Source organism: Sphingomonas sp. BK235 (genome assembly GCF_004345855.1).
Lineage (GTDB): Bacteria > Pseudomonadota > Alphaproteobacteria > Sphingomonadales > Sphingomonadaceae > Sphingomonas.
In genome coordinates this window covers 440702-455290 of sequence record NZ_SLXN01000002.1, presented here as the reverse complement: position 1 = coordinate 455290, position 14589 = coordinate 440702, and the positions used below count along the sequence as shown (strand labels likewise).

General features: G+C 70.6%; 14 protein-coding genes. 5 read left to right on the top strand and 9 right to left on the bottom strand.

Going from position 1 to position 14589, the window contains the following annotated elements; translation table 11 throughout:
* The first annotated feature begins 169 nt into the window (after nucleotides 1-169).
* Nucleotides 170-3079, top strand: a complete 2910-nt coding sequence (locus EV292_RS07685; RefSeq protein ID WP_165927046.1) for a TonB-dependent receptor — start codon at nucleotides 170-172, stop codon at nucleotides 3077-3079.
* Nucleotides 3080-3119: 40 nt separating this feature from the next.
* Here the strand turns inward: EV292_RS07685 and EV292_RS07680 are convergent, their stop codons facing one another.
* From EV292_RS07680 to EV292_RS07655, 6 genes are all read right to left on the bottom strand, one after another.
* Entirely contained in the window at nucleotides 3120-3530 is a 411-nt protein-coding gene (locus EV292_RS07680; RefSeq protein WP_132908607.1) for a MerR family transcriptional regulator, read from the bottom strand.
* A 2-nt stretch (nucleotides 3531-3532) separates the two neighbouring features.
* Complete coding sequence (locus EV292_RS07675; RefSeq protein ID WP_132908606.1) at nucleotides 3533-3832, bottom strand: integration host factor subunit alpha; 300 nt, start codon at nucleotides 3830-3832, stop codon at nucleotides 3533-3535.
* A gap of 92 nt (nucleotides 3833-3924) precedes the next feature.
* Nucleotides 3925-4905 carry a beta-ketoacyl-ACP synthase III gene (locus EV292_RS07670; protein WP_132908605.1) on the bottom strand — a complete coding sequence of 327 codons (981 nt, stop codon included), beginning with the start codon at nucleotides 4903-4905 and terminating at the stop codon, nucleotides 3925-3927.
* Nucleotides 4902-5936, bottom strand: a complete 1035-nt coding sequence (plsX, locus tag EV292_RS07665) for a phosphate acyltransferase PlsX (protein WP_132908604.1) — start codon at nucleotides 5934-5936, stop codon at nucleotides 4902-4904. Before plsX ends, EV292_RS07670 begins: the two co-directional genes overlap by 4 nt.
* Nucleotides 5937-5979: 43 nt before the next feature.
* A complete protein-coding gene (gene rpmF / locus EV292_RS07660; protein WP_028967316.1) occupies nucleotides 5980-6159 on the bottom strand; it encodes a 50S ribosomal protein L32 in 180 nt (59 codons plus the stop codon).
* 266 nt (nucleotides 6160-6425) lie between these two features.
* On the bottom strand, nucleotides 6426-7085 hold the full coding sequence (locus tag EV292_RS07655; protein ID WP_132908603.1) for an MBL fold metallo-hydrolase: 660 nt from the start codon (nucleotides 7083-7085) through the stop codon (nucleotides 6426-6428).
* A gap of 183 nt (nucleotides 7086-7268) precedes the next feature.
* Between EV292_RS07655 and pabB the strand changes: the two genes are divergently transcribed.
* The 4 genes from pabB to msrA all read left to right on the top strand — a co-directional run bounded on the left by pabB (nucleotide 7269) and on the right by msrA (nucleotide 11467).
* On the top strand, nucleotides 7269-9017 hold the full coding sequence (gene pabB, locus EV292_RS07650; protein ID WP_132908602.1) for an aminodeoxychorismate synthase component I: 1749 nt from the start codon (nucleotides 7269-7271) through the stop codon (nucleotides 9015-9017).
* Between the two features lie 49 nt (nucleotides 9018-9066).
* Nucleotides 9067-10266, top strand: a complete 1200-nt coding sequence (locus tag EV292_RS07645) for a pyridoxal phosphate-dependent aminotransferase (protein ID WP_132908601.1) — start codon at nucleotides 9067-9069, stop codon at nucleotides 10264-10266.
* A gap of 205 nt (nucleotides 10267-10471) precedes the next feature.
* On the top strand, nucleotides 10472-10612 hold the full coding sequence (locus EV292_RS22565; protein WP_165927045.1) for a hypothetical protein: 141 nt from the start codon (nucleotides 10472-10474) through the stop codon (nucleotides 10610-10612).
* A 192-nt stretch (nucleotides 10613-10804) separates the two neighbouring features.
* Nucleotides 10805-11467: a peptide-methionine (S)-S-oxide reductase MsrA gene (gene msrA, locus EV292_RS07640; RefSeq protein ID WP_132908600.1), complete on the top strand. Its 663-nt coding sequence runs from the start codon at nucleotides 10805-10807 to the stop codon at nucleotides 11465-11467.
* 22 nt (nucleotides 11468-11489) lie between these two features.
* Here msrA and EV292_RS07635 read toward each other — a convergent pair whose 3' ends face one another.
* The 3 genes from EV292_RS07635 to EV292_RS07625 are packed head-to-tail and all read right to left on the bottom strand — an operon-like array spanning nucleotide 11490 to nucleotide 14583.
* Nucleotides 11490-12614: a lactonase family protein gene (locus EV292_RS07635; protein WP_132908599.1), complete on the bottom strand. Its 1125-nt coding sequence runs from the start codon at nucleotides 12612-12614 to the stop codon at nucleotides 11490-11492.
* A gap of 20 nt (nucleotides 12615-12634) precedes the next feature.
* A complete protein-coding gene (locus EV292_RS22560) occupies nucleotides 12635-13009 on the bottom strand; it encodes a response regulator (RefSeq protein WP_165927044.1) in 375 nt (124 codons plus the stop codon).
* Entirely contained in the window at nucleotides 13006-14583 is a 1578-nt protein-coding gene (locus EV292_RS07625; protein WP_132908597.1) for a PAS domain-containing protein, read from the bottom strand. The genes EV292_RS22560 and EV292_RS07625 overlap by 4 nt, the downstream gene beginning before the upstream one ends.
* Nucleotides 14584-14589 lie beyond the last annotated feature (6 nt).

The window sequence follows — 14589 nt, the reverse complement described above, 5'->3', positions numbered from 1 at the left end:
CGCCCTGCTGTGGCGCCCAGTCCTGGCCTATTACTCTCTATAAGTTCCTCTACCACGCGCGGCACGGTCAGCGGCCAATTTCATTGGCCAGCCGACCCGAACGCGGGTGGACACAAAGGGGGGTTTCATGGTCAACATACGGAAGCGTAAGGCTTTACTTCTCATCGGCGTGGCATTGTTGCCGGCCACCGCGGTCGCGCAGACGCCGGTCGACACGGCGGCATCGCGCACCGATCCGGCGCCGACGACGCCGGCGCGCCCCAGCGACGACAGCGAGACCGTGGTGGTCACCGGCTCCCGGCTCAGCGGGATCGATCCCACGTCCGACGTCAAGATCTACAGCGCGGACGATATCCAGGCGCTGGGGGTCTCCAATCTCCAGGACTTCTTCCGCACGCTACCGCAGAACCAGGCATCGGTCGGCACCGGCCTCAACAATCGCAGCAGCACCGAGGTGGCGTTCGATCAGGGCGCGCTCGGCGGGCTCGGCGTGGCGGGGGTCAACCTGCGCGGGCTCGGCACCAGGAACACGCTGGTGCTGGTCAACGGGCGCCGCGTCGCGGGCGCGGCGGGGATCGAGGAAGGCTTCGTCAACATCAACACGATCCCGCTCGCCGCGGTCGACCGGATCGAGATCAGCCTCGGCGGCAGCGGCGCGGTCTATGGCGCGGACGCGCTCGGCGGCGTGGTCAACATCATCCTCAAGAAGAATTATCACGGCCTCTCGGCGAACGGCCGGCTGGAAACGTCGAGCAGCGGCGCGGCCAACCGGCAGTCGAGCCTCACGGCGGGGACCGGGTGGCGCGGCGGCTCGCTGACGCTGACCGGATCGGTATCGACCACCGACCCGGTGCTCAACCGCCGGATCGGCTATGTCACGCACGATTACCGCCGCTATTTCACGCGCGAGCAGCTCAGCGCGCTCGGGCGAACGAAGATGAACCTCGACTTCCGCAGCGGCCTCGACAGCGCGCAACCCGGCGCGATCAACATCCAGTACCTCACCCCGAAAACCCGGCATCCGAACGGCACCACCACCGTGAACTACTTCCTGCAATATCACGGCAAAGGTGCCTGGCCCCTCGCCAAGAACGACTTCGGCGGCGTCGACAACGACACGATCGCCCTCAACATCCCGCGCGAGGCGGCCGAGTATAACCGCACCTACGGCCTGTCGGCGCGGCTGGAACAGGCGATCACCGACCGGCTCCGCTTCACGCTGGATTATGCAGGTTCGCGATCGCACTACCATCTGTCGGAGACCTGGGACAAACTGGTCCTTGAGGGCCTGCCGCCAGAGCAGGCCTATAGTCCGGTCCACCGCGCCGATCTGCCGCCTGACGCGACGAACTACGGCGCGGCGGTCTATTACTTCCCGGCGGCGGAATATGCGGATGGTCGGCAGCGGCCCGGCTTCACGCGCTCCTGGATCCAGTCCGACGGCGTCACCGCAGGGCTGAGCTATCACCTCGGCAAGAACACCGAGCTCACCGGCAACTTTTCCTACTCGCAGAACCGCGCGCGCGGCAGCCAGCTCGGCTGGGTGCAGGCCGTCAAAATCAACGGCGACACCGGCGCGTGCGTCGGGGTGCAGAGTGAGAAGGTCACCCCGCACATCGAGCAGGTCGTCGCTCGGCAATGCGCCGCGCTGACCAGCCCCGATCCGGCGCTGGCCTTCAACTTCAACAACGACGGGACGCAGCACGGCGGCGCGCCGCTCTCCACCTTCTTCCTGCCGCAGGCCTATCTGTCCGACATCTCCTGGCAGACGTCGGCGGACGTCCTGTTCACCGCCGCGCCGCTGCGCCTGCCGGCGGGGCTGGTGCAGGTGTCGCTGGGGGCAGAGACCTATGACAATGGCGTCCGTGCCCAGCGCATCCGCGCTCAGACCGGCGAGGACGTCAACAGCCGCGTGATCGCCGGTTATGCCGAGCTGCGCGTGCCGCTGGTCGGCACCCGGATGGCGGTGCCACTGGTCAGCACGCTCGATGCCTCGTTCAAGGCGCGCTACGATCGATTCGATTCGACCGGGCCGATCGGCACGGTCGACCATGTGCCGCCGGAGCAGCACGGCACGCTGATCCGCGGCACCTCGACCTTCGCGCGGATCAGCCCCGGCGTGGGCCTCGCCTGGGCGCCGGTGCAGGGATTGACGCTGCGCGGTTCGTGGGGCTCGACCTTCTCGCCGCCCGACTTCACCCAATTATATGACATCCACGCCGGCGTACCCGACAGCGAGTTCATCTTCGCCGATCCGCTCTCGCCGGACTGGGACTATGATTTCGGTCGCGAGATCCCCAAAACCTATCTTGCCAACCCCCAGCTACGCCCCTCGGTGTCGAGCACCTATGAGGCGAGCCTGAACATCGCGCCGTCCGGCGTGCTCAATCACTTCATCCTGAACGTCGACTATTACAAGACGACGATCCGCGACGAGATCGACATCTCCAGCCATCTGCGCGACCTGCTGCCGCCGAAGGAATATTATGGGCTGAAGGAGTTCTTCGTGCGCGACGCGGGCGGCTTCCTCCAGGCCGAATATTTCAAGCCGATCAACGTCGGCAGAGCGCTCAGCGAATCGGTCGACGTCGACGTCAGCTACACCGTTCGCACCCATGTCGCCGCGATCACGCCGTCGCTCTCCTGGTCGCGCGTCCTGCGGCAGGAATATACCTACCACCAGAGGGTGCTGCGTGCCCAGGTCGGCACCGCCAACGGCCTCGATCGCTTCCGCCTCAACGGGGCGCTCGACGTCACCAGCCATCGCTGGTTCGTTCGGCTCAGCGCACATTACTTGCCGTCGTACATCAACAATTACGGGATGGCCTATGAGGACGGGCATTTCAACGATCAGGATAGCGACGGACAGATCGACCGGCCCATGCCGGTGCACAGCCTCACCACCTACGACCTGACGGCACGCTGGCGCCTCTCCCCGGCGACGACGTTCAGCGTCGGCGGGCGCAACATCTTCCATGCCAAGGCGCCGTTCGCGCTGATCGACCGCCGCCCGTTCGACGCCAGCCGCTACGACCTGCGCGGCCGCGTCCTCTATTGCGAGGCGCGGCTGGAATTCTGATCCGCGGCGGAGTCGGCGCGGTCGATCGCGCCGGCGACGCTCATCCCTCGTCCAGCGCGGCGGCGATCCAGTCGCGCACCACGCGCACGCGCGCGAGCGTGTCACGCTGCGTCGTCGCGATCGATTCAGCCGTCGCGATCGCGTCGGCGTCGCTCGCAGGGGCCGACGGCGCCTTGCTCTCGGTATCGCCTGCCGTGCCGCGCTCGCGCGCGAACAGCTGCTGCACGCCTTTGATGGTATAACCCTCGCGCTGCAGCAGATGCGCGATCCGCTCGACCAGCGCGACATCGGTCGGGCGGTAATAGCGGCGCTTCCCCGCGCGCGTCACCGGGCGCAGCTGGGGGAAGCGCTCTTCCCAATAGCGCAGCACATGAGGGGCGACCCCGGTCGCCTGCGCGACCTCGCCGATGGTCCGAAAGGCGGCGGCGGATTTCTCGTCCGACGCCACGATCGTCAGCTGGCACCCACGATACGGTCACGCATCATCTGGCTGGCGCGGAAGGTCAGCACGCGGCGCGGCGCGATCGGCACCTCCACCCCGGTCTTGGGATTGCGCCCGACGCGCTCCCCCTTGTCGCGCAGCACGAAGGTGCCGAAGCCCGAGATCTTGACGTTCTCGCCCTCGGCCAGCGCGCCGCACATCTTCTCCAGGATCTGCTCGACCATGCGCGCCGAATCGGCGCGGGAGAGGCCGACGCGGCGGTGCAGCGCCTCGGCCAGATCGGCACGCGTCAGCGTCCCAGCTTGCGTCATGACCCCGCTCCCCCCTTCAGATGAAAAGACAGTCATTACTGTTCGTTATAGTGCAATCGATATCATGTCGATCGCCCGACCGCCAGTCAGGGTCAGTAACGCAACACCGCCGCGCCCCAGGTAAAACCGCCGCCCATCGCCTCCAGCACGATGATCTGTCCCGTTCGGATACGGCCGTCGCGCACCGCCTGGTCGAGCGCCAGCGGCACCGAGGCGGCGGAGGTGTTGGCATGCTGGTCGACCGTCATCACCACCTTCTCGGCGGGCAGCGACAATTTGCGCGCGGTAGCGTCGAGGATCCGCGCATTGGCCTGATGCGGCACGACCCAGTCGACCGAATCGGTCGGCAGGCCCGCGGCGGCGAGCGCCTCCTCCATCACCGCGGCGAGGTTGACCACCGCGTGGCGAAACACCTCGCGCCCCTTCATCCGCAGCTTGCCGACGGTGCCCGTGGTGGAAGGCCCGCCGTCGACGTAGAGCAGGCCGTTGTGGCGCCCGTCGGCGTGGAGCCGCGTCGCCAGGATGCCGCGCGCCGCCGGGTCGGCATTGTCCGCGGGCATGTCCTGCGCCTCGAGCACGATCGCGCCCGCGCCGTCGCCGAACAGCACGCAGGTGGTGCGATCCTCCCAGTCGAGCAGCCGGCTGAAGGTCTCGGCGCCGATCACCAGCGCGCGGCGGTGCGCGCCGGCGCGGATCATGCTGTCCGCCACCTGCACCGCGTAGAGGAAGCCCGAGCAGACCGCGGCGACATCGAACGCGACGCAATCGTCGATTCCCAGCATCGCCTGCACCTTGGTGGCGGTGGCGGGGAAGGTGTTGTCGGGCGTGGCGGTGGCCAGCACGATCAGGTCGATGTCCTGCGGCGTGACGCTGGCGGCCGCGATCGCGGCGACCGCGGCGTCGCGCGCCAGCGTCGCGGTGGTCTCGCCCTCGCCCGCGATATGGCGGAAGCGGATCCCGGTCCGCTCGACGATCCACTCGTCGGACGTGTCGACCCGCTCGGCCAGCTCGGCGTTGGAGACGCGTCGCGCCGGCAGCGCCGCGCCCGTCCCCGTCAGCACCGCACGGATCATGCGGCGGCCTTGGCTTCGAAATGACGCAGGTCGTCGGCGATGCGGCGCGCCAGATCGGCCTTCACCATCTTGGCGGCGTTGCCGATCGCGGTGGCGACGCCGCGCTCGTTGGCGCTGCCGTGGCTCTTGAGCACCAGCCCGTTGAGCCCGAGGAAGACCGCGCCATTGTGGTTGTTGGGATCGAGATGGTCGCGCAGCAGCTCGGTGGCGGGGCGCGAGATCAGGAAGCCCAGCTTGGAACGGACCGAGCTGGTGAAGGCGCGCTTGAGCAGGTCGCCGACGAAGCGCGCGGTGCCCTCGGCGGTCTTGAGCGCGATATTGCCCGAGAAACCGTCGCACACGATCACGTCATGCTCGCCGCGCGACAGCCGGTCGCCCTCGACGAAGCCGGCGAAGTCCATCGGCAGATGGCCCGCGGCGCGCAGCATCTGCGCGGCGTCGCGGATCTCCTCGGTGCCCTTCTGGTCCTCGCTGCCGATGTTGAGCAGCGCGACGCGCGGCGATTCGAGATCGAGCGTGGTGCGCGCATAGGCCGCACCCATCACCGCGAACTGGACGAGGTTGCGCGCGTCGCACTCGGTGTTGGCGCCGAGATCGAGCACCACCACGTCATTGTCGCCCAGCGTCGGCAGCAGCGCGGCGAGCGCGGGGCGGTCGATCCCGGGCATGGTGCGCAGCGACAGCTTGGCCATCGCCATCAGCGCGCCGGTGTTGCCCGACGACACCGCCGCACCGGCGCGGCCCTGCTTCACCAGATCGATCGCGATGCCCATCGAGGTGGTGCGCGCGCGGCGGATCGCCTGGCTCGGCTTCTCGTCGCCCGCGATCACGTCGGGGGCGTGGACGATCTCGGAATGTTGCGAGAGGTTCGGGTGGCCCTTGAGCCCCTCGGCGATCGCCGACTCGTCACCCACCAGCAGGAAGCTGACGTCGTCGAAGCGGCGGCGCGCGCGCGCCACCCCGGCCAGCATGACCGCCAACCCCTCGTCGCCGCCCATCGCATCGACGGCGATCCGGGACCTGTCGGACATCACTGGACCCAACTCCTGATGCTCAGCCGCGGCAAGCCCGCGGTCAGGCGTCGACCGCGATGACCTCGCGACCGTTGTAGTGACCGCAAGCGGTGCACAGATTGTGCGGGCGCTTCAGCTCGCCGCAGTTCGGGCACTCCTGGAACGCCTCGACCGAGAGCGCGTCGTGCGCACGGCGCATGCCGCGGCGGGAGGGAGAAGTCTTTCGCTTGGGGACGGCCATCGCGGCACCTTGATCTGTCTAAGAGTTCGTAACTGCGACGAGCCGATGTCCGACGCCGCGCGGCCGACGCGAGAGCCGGCCGCGGCGGACAGCCGGGCATCGGCTCGTATCGCGAAGCCCCGCGCCTATACCGATTTCCGCCACTGTTGCAAGTCGCCGTCACCTGTCTCTCCGCTGCGCCACCAACGAGCGAGCGCCGCAATTGATGCGCCGGCGGTCGCAGCGCAAGTCCCTCTCCCCTCGCGCGAATCAACCTCGAGCGCGGGTCATTGCGCCAGCACCCGGTCGCTCACGAACATATTGTGCCGCCGCTCGTGCGCGAAGGTGCTCGGCTGGCCGTGCCCGGGGATGAAGGCGGTGGCATCGCCGAGCGGCCACAATTTGGTGGTGATCGATTCGATCAGCTGCTGGAAATTGCCCTGGGGCAAATCGGTCCGCCCGATCGAGTTCTGGAACAGCACGTCGCCCACCTGCGCGAAGTTCGACGGCGCGTGGTGGAAGATGACATGGCCCGCGGTGTGGCCGGGCGTGTGATAGACGTCGAGCACCAACTCGCCGACGCTCACCGTGTCGCCGTCGTTCAGCCAGCGGTCAGGCTCGACGACATGGCCCTCGATCCCCCATTGCTTGCCGTCCTCGTCGAGCCGCGCGAGCCAGAAGCGATCGCCCTCGTGCGGCCCCTCGATCGGCACGCCGAGCGAGTCGGCGAGCGGCTTGGCCGCGCCGGCATGGTCGATATGGCCGTGGGTCAGCAGGACCTTCTCGACCGTCACCCCGGCGCGCGCGATCGCTGCCTCGATCCGCGGCAGGTCGCCGCCGGGATCCACCACCGCGGCGCGCATCGTCGCGGTACACCAGATCAGGGTGCAATTCTGTTCAATCGGGGTGACCGGGATGATCGCCGCGCGCAGCGGGGTATCGCTCATGGCTCGCTCCTGACGCGGTCCGTGGCGCCGCGCGCCCCCGCATAGCCGCGCCGCGCGCGCTTGTCACAACCGCGCGGCACGACCGCTCGCCTGCGACGAATCGCCGCACTTCGAACGTCTTCGCTGCAATCCGTCGGTGCGCGGCGGCTTGCCCGCGCGGCGCGGCGCGGGCATCACCACGTCATGGTGCTCGAACCGCCTTTCGTGCTGCTCGACGATGCGCGACCCGGTGCGGGGCCAGCGCGGCTCTATACCCGGCCCCGCCGGGTGCTCACCGCGACCGCGCCCGACGAGATCGCGGCGCTGCTCCATGAGGCGGCCGCGGGCCAGGCCGACGCCGCGGGCTTCCTGTCCTATGGCGCGGGCGTCGCGTTCGAACCCGCCGCGGGCGCGGCGGCGCGCGACGCCGACGCGCCGCCGCTCGCCTGGTTCGGCCTGTTCGACGGGTGGGCGGCGGTGGACGACGTCGCCGCGCTGCTGCCCGATCCCGCGGCGAGCTGGGTCGGACCGCCCGAGCCCGAGCCGAAGCGCGAGGAATATGCCGCGATGTTCGCGCGCGCGCAGGCGCTGATCGCGGCCGGCGACCTGTATCAGCTCAACCTCACCTTCCGCGCGCGCGTCCCGTTCCTCGGCGATCCGCTCGCGCTGTACGCGCGGTTGCGCCCGCACGCGCGCGCCGGCTGGGGCGCGATCGTCGCGACCGGGCAGCATCTCTTGCTCTCTTTCTCGCCCGAGCTGTTCGTCGCGCTCGACGGCACGCGGCTGACGTGCCGCCCGATGAAGGGCACCGCGCGCCGCCACGACGATCCCGCCGCGGACGCGGGCGCGGCGCGCGCGTTGCGGGAGGATGCCAAGCAGCGCGCCGAGAACCTGATGATCGTCGACCTGATGCGCAACGATCTGGCGCGCGTCGCGGTGGCAGGCAGCGTCGCGGTGCCGGCGCTGTTCGACGTGGAACAATATCCGAGCGTCCACCAGCTCACCTCCACCGTCACCGCGACGCTGGCACCGGGGCGCGGCGCCGCCGACGTGCTCGGCGCGCTGTTCCCGTGCGGCTCGATCACCGGCGCGCCCAAGGTGCGCGCGATGCAGGCGATCGCCGCGATCGAGCAGGGCAGCGCGCGCGGGGTCTATACCGGCGCGATCGGCCGGATCGACGCGGACGGCGACGCGCAGTTCAATGTCGCGATCCGCACGTTGACGATCACACCCGCGGGCACCGCCTCGCTCGGCGTCGGGGGCGGGATCGTCGCCGACTCGGGCCTCGACGAGGAATGGGACGAGGCGCTCGCCAAGGCGGATTTCGTCGCGCGCGCCGCCACCATGCCCGATCTGATCGAGACGATCGCCTTCGATCCGCTGGAAGGCCTGCTGCTGGTCGACCGCCATCTCGCCCGGATGAAGGCGAGCGCGGCGGCCTTGGGCTTCACCTTCGATCGCCATGCGGTGCGCAACGAGCTGCAGGCCGCGACCTTCCGGCTGCGCGAGGGCGCGCGCGTGCGGCTGGTGCTGGCGGCGTCGGGCGCGATCGCGATCGAGGTGAGCCCGCCGCCCACCGCCCCCGCCGCACCGCTGCGTGTCGCCTTGGTGCCGCTGCCGGTCGGCACGCGCGACTGGCGCTTGTGCCACAAGAGCAGCGACCGCGGCTTCTACGACGCCGCGCGCTTGCGATCGGGCGCGGACGAGGTGGTGTTCGTCGATCCCGCGGGACGGCTCACCGAGGGCAGCTTCACCACGCTGTTCGTCGAGCGCGACGGCGCGCTGGTGACGCCGCGCGCGGGCGCGCTGCTGCCGGGCGTGCTGCGCGCCGAGCTGCTCGCGGACGGGCGCGCGGTGGAGGGCGAGCTGGTGGCGGCGGATCTGGCCGGGGGCTTCCTGCTCGGCAATGCACTGCGCGGGCTGATGCGCGCCACGCTCGCGGTTGCACAATGAGGGCGCGCGTCGCATAGGCACGCGCGTTCGCTCATTAAAGGCGCCCGTCATGCACACCTCCGCCGCGCTCGACCGCATCAATCCCTCCCCCACGCTGGCGATCACCAGCCGCGTGCTGGAGCTGAAGCGTGCCGGCGTCGACGTGATCGGGCTGGGCGCGGGCGAACCCGATTTCGACACGCCCGATTTCGTCAAGGAGGCCGCGATCGCGGCGATCCGCGCGGGCAAGACCAAATATACCAACGTCGACGGCACGCCCGAGCTGAAGGAGGCGATCGTCGCCAAGTTCAAGCGCGAAAACCGGCTGGACTATACCCCGGCGCAGATCAGCGTGAACGTCGGCGGCAAGCACACCTTGTTCAACGCGCTGGTGGCGACGCTCGACGCGGGGGACGAGGTGATCGTGCCAGCGCCTTACTGGGTGAGCTATCCCGACGTGGTGCAGTTCGCGGGCGCGACGCCGGTGATCGTCGCCGCGGGCGCCGACGTCGGCTACAAGCTGACGCCCGCGATGCTCGAGGCGGCGATCACGCCGCGGACCAAGTGGGTGATCCTCAACTCGCCCTCCAACCCGACCGGCGCGGCCTATACCGTGGACGAGCTCAAGGCGCTCGGCGCGGTGTTCGAGCGGCATCCGCACGTGTGGATCTTCGCCGACGATATGTACGAGCATATCGTCTACGACGATTTCCGCTTCGCCACGATCGCCGAGGTGTGCCCGTCGCTGTACGAGCGCACGCTGACGGTCAACGGCTGCTCCAAGGCCTATGCGATGACCGGCTGGCGGATCGGCTTCGCGGGCGGTGCGCCGTGGCTGATCAAGGCGATGAGCAAGCTCCAGTCGCAATCGACCAGCAACCCCTGCTCGATCGCGCAGGCCGCCGCGGTGGCCGCGCTGACGGGGGACCAGTCGTTCCTCAAGGAGCGCGCGGCGGCGTTCCAGACACGCCGCGACCTGGTGGTCGGGATGCTCAACGCGGCCGAGGGGATCACCTGCCCCACCCCGGAGGGCGCCTTCTACGTCTATCCCGACGTCAGCGGCGTGATCGGCAAGTCGACCCCGGCCGGGCGAACGATCGAGACCGACAGCGATTTCGTCGGCTATCTGCTCGACGACGCCAAGGTCGCGGCGGTGCAGGGCGTCGCCTTCGGCGTCTCGCCCGCGATGCGGATCAGCTATGCCACGTCCGAGGCCTTGCTGACCGAGGCGTGCCACCGCATCCAGGCGGCCTGCGCCGCGCTGCGCTGATCCGCGCGACGGTTACGAACGGAAACGATTCTGTTCGAACGTTGACATATCCGCGTAAGGATCGGCCGCCTATATGGGCGCCAGATGAACGGTCGACCCATCGGCGGTTCATCGCCTGACCCCTATCCCTCCAGCCCTGCGGCGCGCTGACGCGTCGCCCGAACCGGAGCCGGCCGCGCGAGCGGCACGAGAAGAGAGTAAGCCTATGACCCGCCTCATCAAGTCCAGCTTCGCGCGCCAGTTCGCCGGCGGCTTCCTGATCGGCGCGGTGGCGATGCTCGGCATTCACGCGAGCCAGGCCGAGACGCCGACCCACGCTTACGCCGCGACTCATGTCGCGCGCTGACGAGGCCGTCGCGGTCGCCTGATCCCCTACGCCCCTCCGCCCTCACGGAGGGAGGGGCGGCCTGGAGCCCTAGCTCTAGCCACCCCGCGACGGGCGCGATCTCCGTCGCAGCCATGCTCCGCCGCGCCGCGTGTTCTCGCGAGCGGCCCCGCCCCGTTGCCGTCGCCTCGCGCGCTCCCCATCTTGCCGGGCATGACAACGCTCCGCCCCACTCGCCTCGCCGCGCTCGCGCTCGGTGCCACGCTGCTCGCGGGCTGCGGCGCGGCGCAGGCCGAGCGCGCGGTGCCGATCCCCGCCGCCGCGCGCGACGTCGCCCCTGCCCCGGGGCTCCAGACCGCGGTGCTCGCGGGCGGTTGCTTCTGGGGCGTGGAGGCGGTGTTCCAGCAGGTGCGCGGGGTGCGGGACGTCACCGCGGGCTATGCCGGCGGCACCGCCGCGACCGCAAATTATCGCGATGTCAGCAGCGAGACGACCCGCCACGCCGAGGCGGTGCGGATCCGCTACGATCCGCGCGTCGTCAGTTACGCCACGCTGCTGCGCGTCTTCTTCTCGGTGGCGCACGATCCCACCCAGGTGAACCGCCAGACCCCCGACGTCGGCACCAGCTATCGCTCGGCGATCTTCGCGCAGACTCCCGAGCAGCGCGCGGTGGCGAGCGCCTATATCGCGCAGCTCGGCGCGGCGCATGTCTTCCCGCGCCCGATCGCGACCCGGGTGGAGAGCGGCGGCTTCTATCCCGCCGAGGCGGAACACCAGGACTTCTTCCGCCGCAACCCGAGCCACCCCTATATCGTGCGCTGGGACAAGCCCAAGGTGGCCGCGTTCCGCGCGGGCTTCCCGCGGCTGGCGAGCTGACGCGCCGCGGGGACGCCGCGGCTCACACCGGCGCGACGAAGGCGACACCGGGGGCACGCGCCGCGCTGCCCGCGGGGGCGAGCCGTCCGTCGCGCGCGATGCGGAAGGCGTCGATCGTGCCGCTGTGCTGGTTGGCGACGAGCAACCGCGCGTCGCGCTCGAGCAGCGCGATGTGCCGCGGCCAGCGCCCGCCGCACGCGATCGTCTGGCCCGGGGTGAGCGCGCCGTCGGCGCCGATCGCGAACATCGCGATACTGTCGGCGCCGCGGTTCGAGGCGTAGAGCGAGCGCCCCGCCGGATCGATCGCGATCGCGCCCGCCTGGCTCTTGCCGGTGAAGCCGGGCGGCAAGGTGGTGTGGCGCGCCAGCGCGGTGAAGCTGCCATCGTCGGCGCGGCGCAGCACCGTGACGCTATTGTCCAGCTCCGCGACCAGATAGGCGAGCGGCAGCCGCGGGTGGAAGGCGAGGTGGCGCGGCCCGCTGCCGGGCACCGCACGATAGGCCAGCTTGGTCTCGCCGAGACGCGCCGTCGCGGCGTCGTAGCGGTGCGCGAAGATCGCGTCCGCGCCGAGATCGACCGACCACAACCAGCGCGCGTCGGGACTGAAGCCGACCCAATGCGCGTGCGGCGCGGCCTGGCGCTCGGCGTTCGGGCCGCTGCCGCGGTGCGCCACCACCTGCGCCGCCCCGAGCGGACGTCCGGTGGCGCGATCGAGCCGGATCAGCGCGACGCTGCCGCTGCTGTAATTGGCCACCGCGAGCGCGCGCCCGTCGGGGCTGAGCGCGAGGTGACACGGGTCGGCGCCCCCCGACGACAGCCGCGCGAGCCGGTGCCACGTGTCGCCCGCGGGGCGGAACACCGCGACCTGCCCGTCGCTCCCCTCCTGCACCAGATAGTGCAGCCCGAGCCGCGGATGGCGCACTCCGTACGAGGCATCGGGCGCGGCGGCGACCGCGGCGTGCGCGCGCCACGTCCCCGCGGCGGGATCATAGTCGAGCGGCAGCACGCCCGCGCCGCCCTCCTTGTTATAGCCTCCCGCGAAGAGCCGACGCCTGCCCGCGCCGCGCGCCGCTGCCAGCGCTCCCCGCGGCAGCGCGACGGCACCGGCCGCGCCCAGCATCGCGCGTCGTGTCAGCCCCTCGGTCATTCTCCGCTCCTTCACCTTTATCACCCCGTCGCGCGCCCGGTCAGCCCGGCGAGCGCGCGCGCCAGCGTCACCATCGTCAGCGGCTTGGCGAGGTGCGGCACGTCGGCCAGCGCCGGGTCGCGCTCCTCGGCGTCATAGCCGCTCGCCACCAGGAAGGGGACCGACGCCGCGCGCAGCCGATCCGCCACCGCATAGGCCTTCTCGCCCGCGAGATTGAGGTCGAGCACCGCGACCTCGGGCAGGGGCGCGGCGTCGAGCGCGGCCAGCGCCGCCGCCACCGTCGGCGCCACCGCGGTGACGACCGCCCCCTCGCGCGCGAGCGCGCGTTCGAGCTGGCGGGCCAGCAGATATTCGTCCTCCACCACCAGCACGCGCAGCCCGGCCAGCCGACTCACGCGCCCGCACCATGACCCAGCGTGTGCGACACCGGCAGCACCATGGCGCAGCGCACCCCGTCGGCGGTGAGCGCATAATCGACGGTGGCGTCGAGCTGATAGGGTACCGCGCGCTCGATCAGGTCGCGTCCCTGCCCGACCCGCGCGGGGGTGGCGCCGGGGACGGGCATCGCGACCCCGCGCTCCTCCCACTCGAAGCGCAGGTTGGGCCGGGCTCCCGCGCCGCCCGGCAGCAGGCGCCAGCGCACCGACAGCCGCGCGGCGGGCTGGCTGAGCGCGCCATATTTGACCGAGTTGGTGATCAGTTCGTGGAGCGCCAGCGCGAGCGTCTGGATCCCGCCCGAGCGCAGCGGGATGTCCACCGGCCCGTCGAGCGAGACACGCGCATCGTCCTCGGGCAGCGCGCCGAAGGCGGTGAGCTCGCTGCGCAGCAGCTGGTCGAAGCCGACGCGCTCCAGCCCCTCGATGCGCGACAGCAGCTGCTGCACCCGCGACAGCGCGTCGATCCGCGCGGAGAAAGCGTGCTCGAACTCGTCGAGGCTGCCGCTGGACTCGAGCGTGCTCTCCGCCACGGCCTGGATCACGCTCATCAGGTTGCGCGTGCGATGCTGCAACTCGCCGATCAGCATCTGCAGCCGCGCCGCCGAGTCGCGCTCCTCAGTGACGTCCTGCGCGATGCCGCCGATGCGGCTGATCCGCCCGTCGGGCTCGCGCAGCGGGAAAGCGGTGTTCTTGAGCCAGCGCACCTTGCCGCTGCCGGGGATACGGGTGCGGAAATCGTGCGTGACGCGCTCGCCCTGCCGCACGCGGCGCAACGCGCTGGCGGCGAGATCGCGGTCGGCCTCGACGATCGCCGCGCGCCAGTCGAACGCCAGCGGCGCGCCGCGACCGCCCCCGGAGCTGACGCCGTACAGCTTGCGCAGCGGCGGGCTGAGATATTCGAACGCCTGGGTGTCGAGATCGAACAGCCACAGCACGTCCGACGAGGCCTCGGCGAACTCGCGGAAGCGCGACTCGCTCGCGCGCAGCGCCGCCTCGACACGGTCGCGCTCGGTCGTCTCTTCCACCACCGCGCCGATCCCGACGACGGTGTCGCCCGAGCGGATCGGGAAGAAATGCTCGCGCCAGCAGCGCTGCTTGTCGGCATTGGCGGGCGTGCCGCCATGGACCTCGACGTCGAGCCAGGGCTCGCCCGTCGCGATGATCTGGCGCCAGCGCTCCATCAGCGCGTCGATCCCCGCGATGTCGGGCAGCAGCTCGCGCGGCGTGTAACCAATATGCGCCTCGGGCGGCAGGCCATTCATCTGCGCGAGGCTGGCGTTGACGCGGACGAAGCGCAGCTCGCGGTCCCAGATGCCCAGCCCGAGCGGGGCGGTGTCGAACAGCGCGTCGAGCGCGGCCGCGGCGGTGGGGGCGGCGGGCCCGCGCGGGGCGGGGCGCGTCGCGGCGAGCTGCTCGGCCACCGCGGCGCGCAGCGCCGGCGACCAATGTTCGGGCGCACCCAGCGGGGTGGCCGACCAGTCATGATCGCCGAGGGCGGTGTCCGCGGGCGCGGGGAGATCGGTGACGTGCATGCCGCA